This is a genomic window from uncultured Rossellomorea sp. (genome assembly GCF_947488365.1).
Classification (GTDB): Bacteria; Bacillota; Bacilli; order Bacillales; family Bacillaceae_B; genus Rossellomorea.
The window spans coordinates 197,684-216,062 of the sequence record NZ_CANKZT010000001.1 but is presented as its reverse complement, the minus strand read 5'-3'; the positions used below and the strand labels follow the sequence as shown (position 1 = coordinate 216,062).

The 18,379-nt window shown below is 40.8% G+C and carries 19 protein-coding genes and 1 riboswitch; of the genes, 18 read left to right on the top strand and 1 reads right to left on the bottom strand.

Annotated elements, in window-relative coordinates; genetic code table 11:
* Positions 1–145 precede the first annotated feature (145 nt).
* The 4 genes from Q1B03_RS01155 (at position 146) to Q1B03_RS01140 (ending at position 4,343) form a co-directional block, all read left to right on the top strand.
* Positions 146–1,240: a PRK06851 family protein gene (locus Q1B03_RS01155; RefSeq protein WP_299737271.1), complete on the top strand. Its 1,095-nt coding sequence runs from the start codon at positions 146–148 to the stop codon at positions 1,238–1,240.
* A 170-nt stretch (positions 1,241–1,410) separates the two neighbouring features.
* Positions 1,411–2,790, top strand: coding sequence for a DEAD/DEAH box helicase (locus Q1B03_RS01150; protein WP_299737269.1), 1,380 nt, complete (start codon positions 1,411–1,413; stop codon positions 2,788–2,790).
* A gap of 175 nt (positions 2,791–2,965) precedes the next feature.
* Positions 2,966–3,718 carry an exodeoxyribonuclease III gene (locus Q1B03_RS01145; protein WP_299737266.1) on the top strand — a complete coding sequence of 251 codons (753 nt, stop codon included), beginning with the start codon at positions 2,966–2,968 and terminating at the stop codon, positions 3,716–3,718.
* 43 nt (positions 3,719–3,761) lie between these two features.
* Positions 3,762–4,343: a branched-chain amino acid aminotransferase gene (locus tag Q1B03_RS01140; protein ID WP_299737264.1), complete on the top strand. Its 582-nt coding sequence runs from the start codon at positions 3,762–3,764 to the stop codon at positions 4,341–4,343.
* 58 nt (positions 4,344–4,401) lie between these two features.
* Here the strand turns inward: Q1B03_RS01140 and Q1B03_RS01135 are convergent, their stop codons facing one another.
* Complete coding sequence (locus Q1B03_RS01135; protein ID WP_299737261.1) at positions 4,402–4,710, bottom strand: hypothetical protein; 309 nt, start codon at positions 4,708–4,710, stop codon at positions 4,402–4,404.
* A gap of 172 nt (positions 4,711–4,882) precedes the next feature.
* Between Q1B03_RS01135 and Q1B03_RS01130 the strand changes: the two genes are divergently transcribed.
* From Q1B03_RS01130 to Q1B03_RS01065, 14 genes are all read left to right on the top strand, one after another.
* Entirely contained in the window at positions 4,883–5,164 is a 282-nt protein-coding gene (locus Q1B03_RS01130; protein ID WP_299737259.1) for a DUF6509 family protein, read from the top strand.
* A 699-nt stretch (positions 5,165–5,863) separates the two neighbouring features.
* Positions 5,864–8,395, top strand: coding sequence for a cyanophycinase (locus Q1B03_RS01125; protein WP_299737257.1), 2,532 nt, complete (start codon positions 5,864–5,866; stop codon positions 8,393–8,395).
* A 162-nt stretch (positions 8,396–8,557) separates the two neighbouring features.
* Entirely contained in the window at positions 8,558–8,755 is a 198-nt protein-coding gene (locus tag Q1B03_RS01120; protein WP_299737255.1) for a hypothetical protein, read from the top strand.
* Between the two features lie 118 nt (positions 8,756–8,873).
* Entirely contained in the window at positions 8,874–10,040 is a 1,167-nt protein-coding gene (locus Q1B03_RS01115; RefSeq protein ID WP_299737253.1) for a sensor histidine kinase, read from the top strand.
* Positions 10,037–10,636, top strand: coding sequence for a response regulator transcription factor (locus Q1B03_RS01110; protein ID WP_148968912.1), 600 nt, complete (start codon positions 10,037–10,039; stop codon positions 10,634–10,636). Before Q1B03_RS01115 ends, Q1B03_RS01110 begins: the two co-directional genes overlap by 4 nt.
* 288 nt (positions 10,637–10,924) lie before the next feature.
* A riboswitch (TPP riboswitch) is annotated at positions 10,925–11,032 on the top strand.
* Between the two features lie 117 nt (positions 11,033–11,149).
* Positions 11,150–11,848 carry a thiaminase II gene (gene tenA / locus Q1B03_RS01105; RefSeq protein WP_299737247.1) on the top strand — a complete coding sequence of 233 codons (699 nt, stop codon included), beginning with the start codon at positions 11,150–11,152 and terminating at the stop codon, positions 11,846–11,848.
* Positions 11,841–12,419, top strand: a complete 579-nt coding sequence (locus tag Q1B03_RS01100; RefSeq protein WP_299737245.1) for an ECF transporter S component — start codon at positions 11,841–11,843, stop codon at positions 12,417–12,419. Before tenA ends, Q1B03_RS01100 begins: the two co-directional genes overlap by 8 nt.
* A gap of 14 nt (positions 12,420–12,433) precedes the next feature.
* Complete coding sequence (locus tag Q1B03_RS01095; protein WP_299737243.1) at positions 12,434–13,861, top strand: ABC transporter ATP-binding protein; 1,428 nt, start codon at positions 12,434–12,436, stop codon at positions 13,859–13,861.
* Complete coding sequence (locus Q1B03_RS01090; RefSeq protein WP_299737241.1) at positions 13,858–14,661, top strand: energy-coupling factor transporter transmembrane protein EcfT; 804 nt, start codon at positions 13,858–13,860, stop codon at positions 14,659–14,661. Before Q1B03_RS01095 ends, Q1B03_RS01090 begins: the two co-directional genes overlap by 4 nt.
* A complete protein-coding gene (locus Q1B03_RS01085; RefSeq protein ID WP_299737238.1) occupies positions 14,651–15,274 on the top strand; it encodes a thiamine phosphate synthase in 624 nt (207 codons plus the stop codon). The genes Q1B03_RS01090 and Q1B03_RS01085 overlap by 11 nt, the downstream gene beginning before the upstream one ends.
* A gap of 1 nt (position 15,275) precedes the next feature.
* Positions 15,276–16,373, top strand: coding sequence for a glycine oxidase ThiO (thiO, locus tag Q1B03_RS01080; protein ID WP_299737236.1), 1,098 nt, complete (start codon positions 15,276–15,278; stop codon positions 16,371–16,373).
* Between the two features lie 4 nt (positions 16,374–16,377).
* Positions 16,378–16,581: a sulfur carrier protein ThiS gene (gene thiS, locus Q1B03_RS01075; RefSeq protein ID WP_299737233.1), complete on the top strand. Its 204-nt coding sequence runs from the start codon at positions 16,378–16,380 to the stop codon at positions 16,579–16,581.
* Between the two features lies 1 nt (position 16,582).
* The gene (locus tag Q1B03_RS01070) at positions 16,583–17,347 is read left to right on the top strand and encodes a thiazole synthase (protein WP_299737231.1); all 765 of its coding nucleotides are present in this window, start codon (positions 16,583–16,585) and stop codon (positions 17,345–17,347) included.
* Complete coding sequence (locus tag Q1B03_RS01065; protein ID WP_299739556.1) at positions 17,347–18,366, top strand: thiazole biosynthesis adenylyltransferase ThiF; 1,020 nt, start codon at positions 17,347–17,349, stop codon at positions 18,364–18,366. The genes Q1B03_RS01070 and Q1B03_RS01065 overlap by 1 nt, the downstream gene beginning before the upstream one ends.
* The last annotated feature ends 13 nt before the right edge of the window (positions 18,367–18,379 follow it).

Here is an 18,379-nt window from a genome sequence, read left to right as displayed (position 1 = left end):
TTTTTTATTTTCAAACGTTTCCGCTTTTCGCTTCGTCCAGCTCCAGCGGCGGGAGGCGACAAGCCGCTCCCGCTTTTGCAGTGGGTATTCACCTATTTAGACCCCACATCATATGTTTAAATATATGATGCGAAAGGGTGATTTCATGAAAGGAAAGGTTCGTCATTATTATGCTGGGGGAAATACGGCTAAAGGCTTTTACAGTCTATATGATTCGGTGTTAAATGGATTAGAGCGGATTTATATCCTTAAGGGTGGTCCCGGGACCGGTAAATCCTCATTGATGAAGTCGGTTGGAGAACGATTTGAAGGTAAAGGGTTAGAGGTTGATTATTTACATTGCGCTTCCGATAATCACTCAATCGATGGCGTTCTACTCCCGGAATTTGGGGTTGGCATTGTGGATGGGACGGCTCCTCATATTATAGAACCGAAAGCACCCGGCGTTATTGAAGAATATGTGAATTTAGGAGCGGCATGGGACTCAAATAAACTTTTGCCGCACAAAGAGGAAATCCTTGGCTTAAACGATAAAATCGGCTCATTCTTTCAGAAAGCATACGATACCTTTGCCGCATCCCTGAGTGCCCATGATGACATAGAAGAAATCTACATTTCCAACATGAACTTCCCAAAAGCGAATGAATTAGCAGATGAGTTAATTTCACTCTTCTTTGATAATAAGAGTCTTTCTAAACCCTCTACTGTCAAACATCGGTTCTTAGGTGCCGCTACTCCTGATGGGGCAGTTGACTACATTCAGAATTTAACAGAGGATGTCGGTAAGCGCTACTTCATCAAAGGGCGTGCAGGATCCGGAAAGTCAACGATGTTAAAGAAAATTGCTTCTGCTGGAGAAGAGAAGGGTTATGACGTAGAGGTTTATCATTGTGGATTTGACCCTAATAGTCTTGATATGTTGATCATTAGAGAAAAAGGAATCGCTATTTTCGATAGTACAGCACCACATGAATATTTTCCTGACCGGGAATCTGATGAAATCATCGATATGTATGAACGATGCATCACCCAAGGGACAGATGAAAAATATGCTGCCGATATAGAACGAACGACAAAAGCTTATAAGGATAAAATGAAAGAAGCAATCTCATATCTTAAAGAAGCTAAGTGTCTTCGTGAACAACTTGAATCCATCTATATAAGAGCAATGGACTTTTCAAAGGTGAATACGATTAGAGAAGAAATCTTTCAGGAAATAAATGAGTTAATAAAGAAGTAGTATATGAGTGAACACGCGAACGCGATGATCTTTAGGTGATCGCGTTTTTATTTAGGTGATTAGCTTGAAGGATTCGAAATGGGGATCCTTTTTGTTCTTGCTTTTTTACCACGAAACCTTCACTATTAATAGACAAGTCAAATCTCGCTTTAAGAAAGTAGGAATGATCATTGAATTCGTTTGCAAGTCTGGGACTATCAAAAGGTCTTCAGAAAACCTTAGCTACTACCGGTATAAATAAACCGACACTCATACAAGAAAAAGTAATCCCGGCCCTCATGGAGGGAAAAGATGTCATGGCCAAGGCTCAAACCGGGACTGGTAAAACCTTTGCTTACGTTTTACCTATTTTAGAGAAAAGTAAATCAAACACCCATCACGTTCAGAGTTTAATTATTACACCTACACGTGAACTGGCTATTCAAGTAACAGGCGAAATAAGAAAGCTCACCAGAAAAAACAAAGGATTTAGCGTTCTCTCCGTTTATGGTGGTAAAAGTCATGAAGAGGAAATTGAGGAACTGGAAAAGAATGTAACTATTGTGGTTGGAACTCCAGGGCGGCTATTGGATCATCAGAAAAGAGGGAATCTCGATCTATCACATCTTATGTTTTTGGTCATTGACGAAGCTGATCAACTTCTGCAAATAGGTTTTCTAAATAAAGTTGAAGAAATTTTAAGGAAAACTCCGGCTCAACGTCAAACGATGTTATTTTCTGCGACGATCCCTGCTGACATCAAAAAATTGGGTCGCAAATATATGAAAACTCCACAATTTATCGAGGTGGCGGAGGCTGAAAAATCTACTTCCATTAATCAATTTGCCATTTTTACAGTGGATCGGGCCAAGCAAGACACAGTCATTCAATTAATAGAGTCATTTCAACCAAGTAAATCCATCGTTTTTTGCAGAACGAAACGACGGGTGACGAAATTATATCAAGTGCTGAAATCAAAAGGATATAAAGTGGCTGAACTTCATGGGGATATCCCACAAGAAAAGCGTGAAGTTGTAATGGAACAATTTAGGAACGGTGACGTACCAATGTTAGTTGCGACTGACGTTGCTTCCAGGGGATTGGATATTGAGGGAGTCACTCACGTATTTAATTATGACATGCCTGAGAAAGCCGAGACCTACATTCACCGAATTGGAAGAACCGGGAGAGCGGGTGAAACAGGCTTAGCTTATACACTTTATTCTTCTGAAGAAAGAAGCCTTCTGGACGGAATTGAAACAGAGCTGAATTGTCGCATTCAAAAGCAAAATCTAGGGAATACCATTTCTCTAAAAACAAAAACAGCCTCTAAGAAAAAAGGAGAAAAAAGACAAGGTAAAAGGAAAAGCAAGGAACTGGAATCCCGGACAAGAGGGAAGGACAAGTTCAAAGATAAACAAATGACGAGCAGGAAGTCCTCTAACTCACCAGAACAAAAACCTTCAAAACATTCAGAGGGGACAGCAAGAGTAACGAAGCCGGACTTAACAGGGAGAAGAACAGGAAAAAAATCTTCTTCTAAAACATATAATCAAAAAAATAAACGATAAAACCATGCACACGCATGGTTTTTATTGTGTCAAAATTCTAAGGGGGAGCTGAAGTTATACCAGAATAATATCGCATAATCAAATATGTTATATCAGTATAATGAATGTCTTTCGTCGGTTTTATGGTAGGATAATAAAGGGTATTGCTATGAGTAAAGGAGTTAAATAGATTAATATGAAATTAGTATCATGGAATGTAAATGGAATTAGAGCGTGTGTGAAAAAAGGATTTTTAGATTATTTTCAACATATGGACGCAGATATTTTTTGCCTTCAAGAAACAAAGCTTCAAGAAGGGCAAATCTCATTAGAGTTAGAGGGCTACCATCAATATTGGAACTATGCGATGCGAAAGGGATATTCAGGAACGTCCATATTCACTAAAAAGGAACCACTCGCTGTCTCATATGGTTTCAATGATGACCAGATAGAGCCAGAGGGAAGGATCATTACATGTGAGTTTGATTCTTTTTATTTGGTGAATGTTTATACCCCTAATTCAAAGAGGGATCTGTCAAGATTGGGTGAACGTCTGGAGTGGGAGGATACTTTAAGGATGTATCTTCTTGATTTGGATCAACATAAACCTGTTGTTCTATGTGGGGACCTGAATGTCGCACATACCGAAATAGATTTGAAAAATGACAAATCAAATCGAGGGAATTCAGGCTTTACAGATGAAGAGCGCGGGAAAATGACGATGCTGCTCCAGAAAGGTTTTGTGGATAGCTTTCGATATTTACATCCAGAAAAGGATGATGCCTTTAGTTGGTGGTCTTATATGAGTAAAGTGCGTGAACGGAATATTGGGTGGAGAATTGATTACTTTATTGTGTCCAATCGTTTATCCCCTGCAATAAAGAGTGCGGAAATCCATTCTGAAATCCTGGGAAGTGATCACTGTCCTGTATACTTAGAGTTAGAGTAGTACATACAAGAAGTAGGCAAATTACATTTACGGAGGGTAAAGGATGTTACGAAAAAGATTGCTGCAGTATATTGAAGAATCAAAAGGCACCGTTTCTTTATTTCAACAGGAAAAAGAATATGCAGTAAAGCATGGATTGTTGCTGGATGCTCGCGATATCTCTACTCCAGAGTCGGGTTCACGTTATCAAGATGCTTATATCGAGCGCTGTAATAAGGAAACAGAAGATCTAATCAAAAATGAACCTGTCACATTTCTTGATCAGCCTATCAGCTACTTAAAAGAACATAAGAACGAGTTCATCTTCCTCGAATCAAATTGGTTTGATGTGATTGGAGTGGATGCTGTTTCATTGGAAGTGGATGATGTGTTCGGAACGTATGATGCGATGCTGGGATTGAAGCTCCAAAAAAAATATCGTACACACATTGTCCAGTATTTAGAAGGAAGGCTTCAAGGAGAAACGTCGTATGACTTATTGTTTAATGGGGAAGATGGATTATGGGATCTAAACATCACATTAAACGATCACCCGGATTTTCATGAAGGTTTATCGATGCTTGCTGTATATGAGCTCATATATGATTTCCTTTTTCTTCTCCTTCAAACGGTGGATGAGGCTTAAAGTAATATGTGAATAAAAATAGAGGGACGGACCTTGTTAAGGTCCGTCCCTTTAATGGTTATCCTTTATTTCCAGGACGCTTGCTGATTTCTTCTGTTACGACATGGGCAAGGTCATCATTGCCGAATAGGGAGAGGACACCCAGTAAAGTCGTGTCGGGAATTTCTTCCGATTCTTCTTTAGGGACCGTTAAGTCAATTCCTTGCAATAAGGCGGGATTTTCCCCTTGATTAGGGTAGGCTTTCTGATAAAGGATTGCAGGGTCAAGGTCGTGATTCACACACCATTGCGCAAACACAAGGATCATCATATGCTCGTCCTTTTGATAATTTTCAATGATTTTTTCTTGCATCTCTTTAGAATTCATTGCATTCTCTCCTTAAACTTCGTATCTACTTCTATTATAACGAAGTTTGGGGAGCAAACCCATTCATTTACTTATGAGGCTGAATAGAGGAATACGTTTTTAAAATCCACCGGTTTAGGTGTATAATAGAATGATGAAAGAAACTTGTTTCACATTGAAAGGAAGTTAAAAAATGAACATTACAAGTCATAGTGCCGAGGAACTGAAAGATCCTACCGGTATTCTAAATGGAGATCGATATGAAGTTATTCTTGATATTGAAGTACCCGAGGATGATGAGCTTTACAGAGAACAGGGTATTTACATAAAAGTCATTTTTGTTCGAGACGAGAACGGTTCCAGGATTGTGCAGTCGACCATTGTAGAAAGAAACACTGAAACGTATCTTGATTTTGAATTAGAAGAAGATGAAGAAAGTCTCATTCTTTCATATTGCGAGGAAAATATCGGCTAATCGATATAAGCTGCACCCTCTACATTCGTAAACAAACGAATGTAGAGGTTTTTTTATTGGTTCATTTATTACCTCACCATAAACATCCAATTTTAACCCTTTCTTTCTAATATGATTGATAATTCAGAGATTTCAGAGTTGGCATGGAAATTGCATAATAATTAATTGAAAGGCTCTATTCGTAAAGTTTGTTGCTATTGTAGAGAAGAAAGTAATAGTTGATTTCCGCTACAGGATGCTCGCTTTCCGCGGGGCTGGCGGTGAGCCTCCTCGGCAAGCCTCCGGGGTCTCACCTGTCCAGCTATTCCCGCAGGAGTCGAGCATCCTTCCGCTCCAATCAACTTTCTAAGCATGTATCCTTCATAGAAATCTATAATAACAAGAATTTTAGCAAGCAATCTCATTTAAGGTAAAAGAGATTGAATTTCATTTTAAGGAAGAAGGATTATTTTTTTCTAGTTACATTGTTTTCTTACACACCTTGAAGCTCTGTCATGAAAATACTGTTTAAGATGGTGAGGGGAACTGCGCAGACTCCTGCGGAAGTACGGACGTGTCGAGACCCCGGAAGCGAAGCAGTTCCCCTCACCATCCGGCATAAACCTGGTTGACAGAGCCCTGGTAGATTCTATGCTCGAAAACAACAATCTTTGCGAAAAGAGCCAATTGAAAATAGATTAATAGAAGGGAGAAATGTTGATGAATGGTTATTGGGGTAAAGCGAAGAAACTATTCATTATTATGACTGTATTTACAGTTATAATCAGCTTGGCAACTTCCAGTGTATTTGCCAAGGAAAACGAGAGCAGCATCAAGGGGAATCTAGTGATTGTCGGAGGAGCTTTAGGTAGCAGCAACTCGGCTGTTTACGAAGAGTTCATTAAACTATCAGGGGGGGAAAAGAAAGCGAAAATAGGAATCATTCCTTCTGCTTCAGGCTCTCTGAAGTCATCAAATCAATTTAAGAAAGATTTGATGTCGTATGGAGTAGATGAAAAATCAATTGAAATCCTTCCTCTATCTGCTCACGATTTCTCAGGCACAGAGGAAGACGAAAGTAAATGGAAAAATAATGCTCAAAAGAAAGAAATAACAGAAAAAATCAAGAAGATGACAGGAATTTGGTTTGTCGGAGGAGATCAACTTAAGATCACAGACACATTGGTTAAGGAAAATGGGAAAAACACGAAAGCTTTAGATGAAATTTGGAATGTTTACCGGGAAGGAGCCGTTCTTGGTGGGACAAGCGCCGGAGCAGCCATCATGAGTGATGTGATGATTACGGGTGGTGACAGTTTAGGAGGTCTTCGTCAAGAGTTCATAACGGAAGACGTATCCAATCGAGATGAAGAATATGCACCTGTGTATATCGAAAAAGGGCTTGGATTCTTCCAATGGGGGATTGTGGATCAACATTTTAATGAAAGATCTCGTCTTGGCCGACTAGTAGCTACAGCCATCCATTACGAAACAAACAAACATCACTTCGCCTATGGAATTGATGAAGATACGGCGATGGTGGTTAACAACGAAAAACAAACGATTTCAGTATTAGGAAGAAGTAACATCACGGTAATAGATGTAGCACAATCAACTTCCACTGGAAAAGAAATAAAGAACGTTGATCTTAGTTATCTATCTCCTGGTGATGAACTTAATGTCAAAACGAAGGAATTTACGATGAGCGGGGATAAGGTTGAAACAAAAGGCTATGAATATTATAACTTTAAGCCTCTTGCAGCTACGGGTGTTCTATCATCCTATGGGACACTCCCGCAATACCTGTCGTATTCCCTAGTGGACAATGAAGCAGTAAGTGAGGTACATAGTTACCTTTATGATAGTAAAGGAAATGGTTTTGAGCTCGGATTCAAACAGACAGATGAAACAAACGGATATTGGGGTTATCAGGATGGTCAAAAGGATTCTTACTCTTTATTGCATGTGAAGATGGATATCTCTCCAGTATCGGTCCGCTTTAATGAGAAAGACCGTCTGACACAAGAATATAGGGAGTCAACATTAGAAGTACCTGAGAATTCTTTTGATCCTGAAACAAAGGGAAGTTTGGTGATCGTCGGGGGAGCTTTAGGGAGCAGCAATGAAGAAGTGTACCATGAATTTATTAATCGTACTGGGGAAAATGGGAAAATAGGGATTATCCCTGCAGCAAGTTCCAGTTTGAAATCATCAAAAGCATTTAAAGAGGATCTTTCCTCATATGGTGTTCCGACAGAAAGAATCGACATTCTTCCTATATCTAATCATGACTTTAAAGGGACGGGAGAAGACGAGTCCCAGTGGGCAGATAATAAGAATAACCCGGATTTGGCAGAAAGGATTCTAGAGTATGATGCCATTTGGTTTGTAGGTGGTGATCAAACGGATATCACTCGATCCCTATTAAACGAAGATGGATCGAAGTCAATGGCTCTTGAAAGCATTTGGGAAATCTATCGTAATGGAGCCGTTCTTGGCGGTACAAGTGCAGGAGCTGCAATCATGAGCGATGTGATGATCGCAGGTGGAGGAAGCTACGAGACTCTATCAAAAGGATTTACAGATATGTATGACGGGATGTCTCAACAAGAAGGTGGACCTGGATATCTTGAGAAGGGATTAGGGTTCTTCCCGTATGGTATTGTGGATCAGCACTTTGATAAAAAAGCACGATTGGGGCGTTTAATTGCAACCAATGCTGAACATGGAGAAGAAAATGAATTCGCCTATGGCATCGATGAAGATACGGCGATGATAGTGGATAACGAAGCGAAAACCATTGAAGTAAAAGGTAGAGGCGGCGTTTCCGTAGTAGATTTGAGTCAGTCAAATCTATCACAATCATCGCATACGTATAAAAATATTCAATTATCATGGATTACCTCTGGAGATCAATTAAATTTAAATACAAATGCATATACGATCAGTGATCATAAGGTTTCAACAAAAGACTATGAATATTACGAATATAAAGCTGCTCCCCATACAGGAGTATTAACGCCGCACCCTTCTCTTGCAAACTATTTAAGCTATAGCCTTCTTGATAACTTTGGCCAGGATGAAGTGAAGAGCTATAGTTTTTCTGAAGATGAAGGCTTCGAACTGACTTTCAAAAAGGGAGATCAAACGGAAGGCTTTTGGGGTTATAAAGATGGAAACAAAGATGATTACTCATATCTCAATGTGAAAATGGATATCGTACCAGTAAAAATCTCGATTGAAAACAAATAGAATTGAACGGAAAGCCTGGGCGGATTGACGCTCAGGCTTTTTCAAAGTGAATCAACTTTTCTTAGGTCATTTGCCAGTATATTTGATTGGTAGCATCTGATATACTAGTGATAACAAAGTGCTAGCAGTTGCTAACAGATAGATAGAAAAGGAGGGCGAACCTTGTCAGATCAAGGAAGAATGCAGCTTAATGTAAGGGTTGATACGGAAACATCAAAGAAATTGGATGAAATCGTTGAATACTATCAGCAAAACACGAAGATTGGAAGAGTTTACAAAGGCGATGTGTTAACTGATATCATCCATAAATCCTACGAGGTCATGCAGAAGCAAAAAGCGATTCAAAATCGGAAATATTAATATTTTTCTGTCTTGGGATTCATATGATCAACTCCTCTAATAGATAATGAAAATTCAGCCACTCGGTATGAAAATATGGGATAATTCATGTAATAATATAGGAGACATGTTTAAAATAATGAAAGTAAAAGAGGTCCTCATCGTGCAAATGCCGAAAAAGTTAATCAATATTCAAAAAGGGTCCGGAATTTCCCCGTACATATGGAGCATCATCAGCATCCTGCCATTTTATTTTATCTTTCAGTCCTCCTCTACGATCGAAATTGTTGTAGGGATTTCCTTGACCATCATGTTCTTTATTTCTTTACGATTTGCTTTTATTTCAAAGGACTGGCCGGTTTATTTATGGACATCAATTTTAATTGCGATATCCATTACCATGACTATTCAATTTAATTTTATCTACTTTGCTTTTTATATTGCCTATTATAATGGGAATATAAAAAACCGGGTGGCGTTTTTAACCCTTTATATTATCCACCTTGTGTTAACGACGGCATCGATCAATTATAATTTTGTTATACAGGATGAATTATTTTTATCTCAATTTCCTTTTATTCTGATCATTTGGATAAGCGTCATTCTGTTACCGTTTAATATTTATAATCGAAATAAACAGGTGCAGCTCGAAGATCAGTTGGAAGATGCTAATAAACGTATTTCAGACTTGGTCAAGCAGGAAGAACGCCAGAGGATTGCCCGTGATCTACACGATACTTTGGGTCAAAAGCTTTCTCTCATCGGTTTGAAAAGCGATCTGGCCAGAAAATTGGTGTACAAGGATCCAGAGCAGGCCCGGAGTGAATTAAAGGATGTTCAGCAGACGGCACGAACCGCTTTGAGTGAAGTAAGGACAATGGTTTCACAAATGAGGGGTATTCGATTAAAGGACGAAATCGTCCGGATCAAACAGCTATTAAAGGCAGCGGAAATTGATTTCGTGATGGATGATGAAGTCATGCTGCCCCAAGCATCACTCTTTCTGGAAAATATCTTGAGCATGTGCCTAAAAGAAGCCGTGACGAATGTTGTCAAACATAGTAAGGCTTCATACTGTGAGCTCATCATTGAAGAGTCGGATAAAGAGATGACCATTGTGGTGAAGGATGATGGTGTAGGAATCGGAGGAGATTACACACAGTCTAAAGGCAGCGGTTTAATCGGGATGAGAGAACGCTTGGAATTTGTAAATGGAAGTTTAGACATCCTTACAGAGAATGGGACCATCTTGATTATGAGAGTGCCGAAAGTGATTAAGCAGACAGACAGGGAGGGAATGGAATGATTCGAATTGTTATCGCGGAAGATCAGCGAATGTTATTAGGTGCCTTAGGCTCGTTACTTAGCTTAGAGGATGATATGGAAGTGGTGGGAAAGGCGGGCAATGGAGAAGAAGCCATTGCCCTCGTCCACGAGCTGCAGCCGGATATTTGTATCATGGATATTGAAATGCCTAAAAAGACCGGTCTTGAAGCAGCAGAGGAGTTAAAAGGCGAAAATTGCAAAGTGATTATCCTGACAACCTTTGCCAGGTCCGGTTATTTCCAGCGTGCATTAAAAGGGGGAGTGAAGGGTTATTTGTTAAAGGACAGCCCAAGTGAAGAACTGGCGAACTCGATTCGCCTTGTGATGGAGGGTAAACGTATTTATGCACCAGAGCTCATGGACGATGTGTATAGTGAAGAGAATCCTTTGACAGACCGTGAAAAGGAAGTGTTGGAGCTGGTTGCTGACGGGAAAAACACGAAGGAGATAGCCGATGAGCTTAGCCTGAAAACGGGTACCGTCCGAAACTATATCTCTACCATACTCGACAAGCTTGAAGTTAAAAATCGAATCGAAGCCATCACTCAATCAAAAGAAAAAGGATGGTTTAAATGATGGGCAGGGAGGGACTTCCAACATGGAAGCCCCTCCCTACTTTAATTGTAATGATTGTCATCCCATAATCCATTTTTGTATATTTATACATTTGTAGTATGCAGTTAATATTGCTGTAAAGAGCTTTATTCTTAAAGGAATTTCATTAAAATTTTTAAAGTGGGTATCCTTTGCTGTGATTGGTTTTGTAGGGGAAGGGCGAATGGAAAATTGATGAAAGGTTTTCTTTTTGGTGTTGACAAGCAAAAGAATCATGGTACGATAGCATCGAATACAAAATTTCATAGGACGATCCACTAGGGGTGCCTTATTAAAGGCTGAGATTAAAGTATGACTTTAAGACCCTTTGAACCTGATCTGGTTGAGACCAGCGTAGGGAAGTGGTGTTTGACGGTCGCGTAGAATCGTAATCTTACATTCTGATCTCAAGCCACTTTCTGTATGCTGCATGCATAATGGGAAGTGGCTTTTTTGTTGCCCAGTTCGGGTCGTCTGGAAAAGGAGAAAGATATTATGTCATTTTCAACGTACTTAAGAAACGAAGTAAACGAAATTTGGGAAGCGAGCTTTCAACATCCTTTCGTTAAAGGGATTGGTGAGGGAACCCTCCCCCTTGAAAACTTCAGGTATTACATCCTGCAAGATGCCTATTACCTATCCCACTTTTCAAAGGTGCAGGCACTTGGGGCAGCCAAAGCAACAGACTTACATACTACCTCTAGAATGGCAACACACGCTGTTGGGACAAATGAAGCAGAGCTTTCACTTCATGAAAATTTCTCAAATCGATTAGGGATCACGGAAGAAGAAAAACAGCAGTTCGAACCTGCTCCTACGGCTTATGCGTACACGTCACATATGTATCGGTCCGCTCAGTATGGGGGGCTCGCAGATATTCTGGCGGCAATACTCCCCTGCTACTGGTTGTATTATGAGATCGGTGAACGCTTGAAATCATGTACACCTGAGGAGGCCATTTATCAGGAGTGGATCGCAGCTTATGGGGGAGAATGGTTTCGGGAGTTAGTGGAAGAACAGATTCAGCGACTGGATGGATTGGCAGCAACGATGACAGAAACAGACAAGGAAAGAATGAAAGAGAATTTCATTTTGAGCAGCATTTATGAATTCCAATTTTGGGAAATGGCATACACACTCGAGAAATGGCCGTTTCAGTCTTCTTTAGTCAAAGAAGGTAAAGTACATGTCTAAATTAAAGCTGACGGACATTTTAGTAACGGTCGTGATCTCCATAGGTTTTGGAATTATATATAAGCTTTGGGGACCGGTTTATAACCTGTTAAAGCCATTTGGATTGCATGCGGATCAACTGATCTATGGCATGTGGTTCATGGCGGCAACCGTGGCTTTTTTAATCATTAGGAAACCTGGTGTCGCACTTCTGGCAGAAATTGCAGCATCTTCAGGGGAATTTCTCATGGGAAGTGAATGGGGCCTCGAGGTACTCCTATTCGGTCTTATTCAAGGATTGTTTGCAGAGTTGATTTTCCTTATCACCCGCTATAAGCGTTATGATGTCATCATCATTTGTGCAGCAGCTGTGGGCTCAGCAATTGGCTCAATCCTGATGGACTACTTTAAGGGATACATGGGAGACCTGGTTCTGTGGAATTTATCACTTTTTATTGGTGCCAGATTAATAGGATCCATCGTGATAGCAGGCATAGGAGCCTTTTATCTCGTTAAGGCTCTGGAGAAAACGGGGGTAACCAGTTTAGTCAGAAATGCAGAGCAAAAAGATTATGACGCGTTGAATCAGTAAAGGAGGGAAGGACGATGCATGTTGAAAATCTGCGCCTTACATTCTCCGGTTCAGAGGAACTGATGTTTAAAGACGTAAGCCTTTCAATAGAAGATGGGGAAAAGGTATTGCTATTAGGACCGTCGGGATGTGGCAAATCCACACTCCTCCAGGTTTTTTCCGGTGTGATACCCCATTCGATAGATGTGCCGATGAAAGCTGACTCGATTGAACGTCCTGAATCCTTCGGGTATGTCTTTCAAGATCCGGACGCTCAATTTTGTATGCCCTATGTAGATGAGGAAATTGCCTTTGTTTTGGAGAACAACCAGATTCCAAGAGACGAAATGCCAGAGATTATTAAAGAACTGTTAGAGAAGGTGAATTTAAGTCTGATGGATTCCCATACGAAAATCTCCTCTCTATCTGGGGGGATGAAGCAAAAATTAGCCATTGCCTCTGCCCTTGCGCTCCATCCCCATACGCTATTTCTGGATGAGCCTACAGCCATGTTAGATGAAGAGAGTACAAAATCTGTATGGGAAACAGTGAAAACGACATGCAAAGATAAAACGTTACTTATCGTTGAGCATAAGCTTGGGCACGTACTGGATATCATAGATCGTATTATTCTTTTCGATGCTAGTGGAAGAATAGTGGCTGATGGTCCAAAGACTCACATTTTATCAAATTTTAAGGAAACAATGAAAACAGTTGGGGTATGGTATCCGGAAGCGTGGAAAGATTATCTTTCTTCCCACCTCCCGGAGAAGGCTGCCCCGTTTGGAAAAACGAATTTAAAGCTAGAGAACTTCAAAGGGTATGTACAAAAAGAATTGAAAATCCACCTTGAAAATGCCGTCAGCCTTGAAGGTGAATGGATTGCAATCACCGGAAAGAACGGAGCAGGTAAATCAACATTACTCCACAGTCTCATGAAATTCATCCAAACGACCGGGACGTATGAATTATATGGGAGACAGGTAAAAGGAAAGAATGCTCCCGAGGAATGTACGTTTGTTTTTCAAAATCCCGAGTTTCAGTTTGTAACACACAGTGTGTTTGATGAAGTTGCGTATTCCTTTCGGCGGGGGAAAGTGGATGAAGGGATAGTGGAGGAAAAAGTGCATGCAATTTTAAAGCGATTTAAGCTTGATCCATACAAACAACATCATCCCTATCATTTATCAATGGGGCAAAAGCGCAGATTAAGCGTCGCAGCGTCCCTTGTCAGGAATAAAGATCTTCTATTATTGGACGAACCGACCTTTGGCCAGGATTCCCAAAATACGTTTGCGTTACTTGAGATGCTTCAAGGCTACCAAAAGGAAGGAACTACCATTTTGATGGTGACACATGATGAAAATATTATTACTCACTTTGCATCCAGAGTATGGGTAATTGAAAAGGGGCGTCTCACCCAGGATTTCCATAATGAGATCGCAGGTAGTAAAGCAATATGAATATAGAACTCGAGCATAGAGAAACCTGGCTTCATCAAATAAATCCCAGCTTCAAGCTAATGACCTTGATCGGGCTTTTTGTATTCCTGCTTTTTATTCATTATCTTAACTGGTTGTTATATTTGAGCTTACTCTTTTTTCTCCTGTTATGGGTGTTCTCGGGATATTCATATAGAACGGTCAGTTTAATGATTTTACCCTTTTTCCTTGTTTTCATCTCTACTGCTTCATCAATGGTTTTATTTGGGAAAGGTGAAACAACATGGATGAAATTTGGATGGATCCACATTACCGAAGAGAGTTTTTATCGGGGGATCCATGTTGGATTGCGTACCATCGTATTCGCTATATTGGGATTATTATTTGCTCTTACAACGAGACCGGTGAAGCTTTTCTACTCCCTTATGCAGCAGCTGAGATTAAAACCTAAGTATGCGTATAGTTTTATGGCAGGATTCAGATTAATACCCATTATGATTGAAGAATTCTTCACGATACGAAACGCCATGAAAGTCAGGGGAGTTGAGGAAATGAAAGGAATAAAGCACGTATTCCATAAAATGAAATCGTATTCCATTCCCCTGCTTGCCCAAAGCATCAGAAGAGCTCACAGAATTGCCGTGGCTATGGAGACAAAAGGTTTTAAAGAAAGTGGGAAACGAACCTATTACTACAGAGTAACCTTCTCGAGATATGATGGATATTTCTTGGGGAGCATTCTCTTCATGATTGTGCTCAGTTATTATTTTTCTACCCATCTACCTATTTTTCCGGCGGGAGATGTTCGCTATGGGAATTGAAACGAGAAAACAATTACATGTGATTTCAACAGGAAAACAATCAGTGGAAGAATTGGTGGAAATCTCGAAGTCCATATATCCATACTTCGACGTGCTCCACCTTCGCGAAAAGCAGTGGACGGGGAAAGAATGGACTGTGGCCATTGACCGTTTAGTAAAAGCAGGAGTCCCATTAACGAAATTATGTGTCAATGACCGGGCAGACATTGCCATTATGAAGCATGCAAGAGGGGTGCAGCTTGGCCATCAAAGTGCGGATATCAGCTTAGTGAAAAGTGCTTTTCCTTCCTTACAAATAGGTGCTTCTGTACATTCCCTGGAAGAAGCGCAACAGGCGATGGATAGCGGAGCGGATTATCTACTCTATGGAAATATCTATGCTACCTCTTCGAAGCCAGGAAAGACTGGTGTGGGGGTAGCAAGCTTAGAAAAAATGGTTCAATCAATCCCTCTTCCTATTATCGGTATCGGTGGTATCACACCTAAACGCGTAGGAGAAATCATGCAAACTGGAGCAAAAGGGGTAGCGGTTTTATCAGGCATTTTCCTTTCAAAGGATCCGATTGATTCAGCACGATCCTATTATAAAGAATTACATATGGAGGTGTGGTAGCTTGGTAAAGCAGTATGACGTCATGATTGTGGGTGGAGGAGTAATTGGCTGCTCCATTGCGTATCAGTTATCCAAAAGAGGAAAGAAAGTTCTCCTGATTGAGAGGAATCAATTGGCGGGAAAAGCGTCGAAAGCCGCTGCAGGCATGCTTGGTGTTCAAACGGAATTACATGGGGGGAGTCCTCTGTATCATTTAGCGATGGCCAGTCGAAATATGTATTCTACTCTAGCTGAGGAACTCAAAGAAATTAGCGGAATGGACATTGAGTATGTAGAAAATGGAATGATTAAACTAGCGAAAACAGAGGAAGAAGCCCAGGACTTACTGGAAGTTGCATCTATAGCAGCAAAGGAGGAACAGGTTGAATGGTTATCTCCTAGTAGCCTATCTATCTACGAACCTCATCTATCAAAGGATGTGGCTGGTGGTTTGTATATTCCAAAAGATGGGAATGTCTCAGCCCTAAAGCTTTCACAAGCGTTAGGTTTAGCAGCATCGAGATTAGGTGCAGAAATGAAAGAATTTACGGACGTTTATGATTTTATAATAGAAGGAAGCAGGGTTACGGGGATTCAAACATCTATTGGTCCCTTTTACGCAGACGAAACGATCGTAGCGGGAGGTGCTTGGAGTCAATCTCTACTGAAACAGCTGAATATGACTTTCAATACGTATCCAGTCAAAGGAGAATGCTTTTCAGTTAAAGTATCCCGCAAAGTAGTAGAGCGTACAATTTTCACGGATGACTGCTACATTGTTCCGAAGATTGGTGGAAGGCTTTTGATAGGAGCAACAGAGAAGCCGCATACGTTTGATGAAACCATTTCCGTAAATGGTTTGTTGAACCTCATGCAGCTGGCGACAAGCATTCTGCCTGATCTAGCTTACGCAGAGTGGGAAAAGGCTTGGGCGGGTATACGACCACACACTCATCATGGATTACCATTTATGGGGAGAAGTGAGGAATGGGAAGGCCTTTCCATTGCAACGGGGCATTATCGTAATGGTATTCTCCTCGCACCAATATCAGGAGTGATGATGGCAGACATTATTGAAGGTAGGGATACTCATTCAAAAGATGAATACCAGAGGAGTTGAGAAAGTGGAATTACGGATAAATGGACAGGTGGTCACGGTACCAGACACAATTTCGACTATAGCAGATTTAATTCACTATTTTAAATTTGAAAATCGAGTGATTATAGTTGAGCAGAATCAAAACATTCTTGAAAAAGATGAGCATGAAAAGGCTGAACTGAATAAGGGCGATACAATTGAGCTAATCCAATTTGTAGGAGGCGGTTGAAATGTTAAAAATCGGAAAGTACACATTCCATTCAAGACTATTACTGGGGACGGGAAAATATCCTGATTTTGATATTCAGAAAAGAGCTGTCGAGATTTCCGGTGCAGAAATTCTTACATTCACGGTAAGGCGTATGAATATTTTTGAGCCTAGTCAACCTAATTTCTTAGAAAAGCTGAATCTTGAAAACTATTCATTGTTACCGAATACAGCAGGGGCAAAATGTGCTAAGGAAGCGGTTCGACATGCGAAATTAGCGAGAGCTTCAGGGCTTTGTGACATGATTAAAGTGGAAGTGATCGGATGTGATAAAACGCTGCTTCCCGACCCCGTTGAGACACTGAAAGCAACGGAGGAATTAATAAAAGAAGGCTTTACAGTGCTTCCATATACGTCGGATGATGTGGTTCTTGCCAGAAGATTAGAAGAATTAGGTGCTCACGCCATTATGCCTGGTGCGTCGCCCATCGGATCAGGGCAAGGAATCATCAATCCAGTCAATCTTCGCTTCATTATTGAACAAGCCAAGGTACCTGTCATTGTGGATGCCGGAATTGGTTCTCCTGCAGATGCGGCTTTTGCAATGGAAATAGGGGCAGATGCGGTATTACTTAATACAGCCGTTTCTTCGGCTACCGACCCTGTCAAAATGGCTAATGCCATGAGGCTAGCCATTGAAGCCGGCCGATTCGGATATGAAGCTGGTAGAATTCCGAAGAAACGTTATGCATCAGCAAGCAGCCCGTTGGAGGGGATGAGTGTTTGATGGAAGATAGATATTCAAGACAAACATTGTTTACTCCCATTGGAACAGCGGGGCAGAATCGAATAAGGGATAAACATGTGTTAGTCATCGGGGCTGGAGCACTGGGAACTGGAATCGCGGAAGCACTTGTCCGCGCTGGCATCGGGAAACTTACAATCGTAGATCGTGATTATGTGGAGTGGAGCAACCTTCAACGTCAGCAGCTGTACAACGAGCGGGATGCAAGGAATCGTCTCCCGAAAGCGATAGCAGCCAAAAAAAGACTTCAAGCGATTAATTCAACAGTTGAAATCGAAGGACATATCCTGGACGCCATGCCTGAGGAGATGTCATGGCTTGCCCGTGGGGTGGATCTTATCCTCGATGCCACGGATAACTTTGATACGAGAATGATCATTAATGACGTATCACAAAAATATTCCATTCCCTGGATCTATGGAGCTTGTGTAGGAAGTTATGGTATCTCATTAACCATTCTTCCTGGAATCACTCCATGCCTTCAATGTTTAATCGAGCGTGTTCCGATAGGAGGTTTAACCTGCGATACAGCGGGAATCATCAGTCCTGCTGTATCCATGGTTGTTGCATACCAATCAACCGAGGCATTAAAACTTTTAGTGGGAGACATTGAAGCCCTGAGTCATAAGGTGGTTTCCTTTGATTTATGGAAAAATGAGCATACTTCAATGGATGTGAGGAAGTTGAAAAGAGGAAGTTGCCCTTCATGTGGAGACCAACGAACATATCCAGGTCTCCAGTATGAAAATCAAACAAAAACAGCTGTCCTCTGTGGGAGAGACTCTGTTCAAATACGTCCTTCTTCAACCAAAGAGGTTGATCTCGTTAAAATAGCTAAATCTTTTCACAATAAAGGGAAGCAAGTGGACACAAATCCGTATTTGGTTTCTTTCAGTGTTGAAGCCTATAGAATCGTACTTTTCAAAGATGGGCGGGCTATCATTCACGGAACAAAAGATATTAGTGAAGCAAAATCAGTTTATCACCGTTACTTAGGTTGAAAGGAGGAAAACA

Excerpts from the sequence above, each read along its gene's own strand:
- Q1B03_RS01155 (WP_299737271.1), top strand. The coding sequence starts at position 146 with ATGAAAGGAAAGGTTCGTCATTATTATGCTGGGGGAAATACGGCTAAA.
- Q1B03_RS01145 (WP_299737266.1), top strand. The coding sequence starts at position 2,966 with ATGAAATTAGTATCATGGAATGTAAATGGAATTAGAGCGTGTGTGAAA.
- Q1B03_RS01140 (WP_299737264.1), top strand. The coding sequence starts at position 3,762 with ATGTTACGAAAAAGATTGCTGCAGTATATTGAAGAATCAAAAGGCACC.
- Q1B03_RS01135 (WP_299737261.1), bottom strand. The coding sequence starts at position 4,710 with ATGAATTCTAAAGAGATGCAAGAAAAAATCATTGAAAATTATCAAAAG.
- Q1B03_RS01130 (WP_299737259.1), top strand. The coding sequence starts at position 4,883 with ATGAACATTACAAGTCATAGTGCCGAGGAACTGAAAGATCCTACCGGT.
- Q1B03_RS01125 (WP_299737257.1), top strand. The coding sequence starts at position 5,864 with ATGAATGGTTATTGGGGTAAAGCGAAGAAACTATTCATTATTATGACT.
- Q1B03_RS01115 (WP_299737253.1), top strand. The coding sequence starts at position 8,874 with ATGAAAGTAAAAGAGGTCCTCATCGTGCAAATGCCGAAAAAGTTAATC.
- Q1B03_RS01110 (WP_148968912.1), top strand. The coding sequence starts at position 10,037 with ATGATTCGAATTGTTATCGCGGAAGATCAGCGAATGTTATTAGGTGCC.
- tenA (WP_299737247.1), top strand. The coding sequence starts at position 11,150 with ATGTCATTTTCAACGTACTTAAGAAACGAAGTAAACGAAATTTGGGAA.
- Q1B03_RS01100 (WP_299737245.1), top strand. The coding sequence starts at position 11,841 with ATGTCTAAATTAAAGCTGACGGACATTTTAGTAACGGTCGTGATCTCC.
- Q1B03_RS01095 (WP_299737243.1), top strand. The coding sequence starts at position 12,434 with ATGCATGTTGAAAATCTGCGCCTTACATTCTCCGGTTCAGAGGAACTG.
- Q1B03_RS01090 (WP_299737241.1), top strand. The coding sequence starts at position 13,858 with ATGAATATAGAACTCGAGCATAGAGAAACCTGGCTTCATCAAATAAAT.
- Q1B03_RS01085 (WP_299737238.1), top strand. The coding sequence starts at position 14,651 with ATGGGAATTGAAACGAGAAAACAATTACATGTGATTTCAACAGGAAAA.
- Q1B03_RS01070 (WP_299737231.1), top strand. The coding sequence starts at position 16,583 with ATGTTAAAAATCGGAAAGTACACATTCCATTCAAGACTATTACTGGGG.
- Q1B03_RS01065 (WP_299739556.1), top strand. The coding sequence starts at position 17,347 with ATGGAAGATAGATATTCAAGACAAACATTGTTTACTCCCATTGGAACA.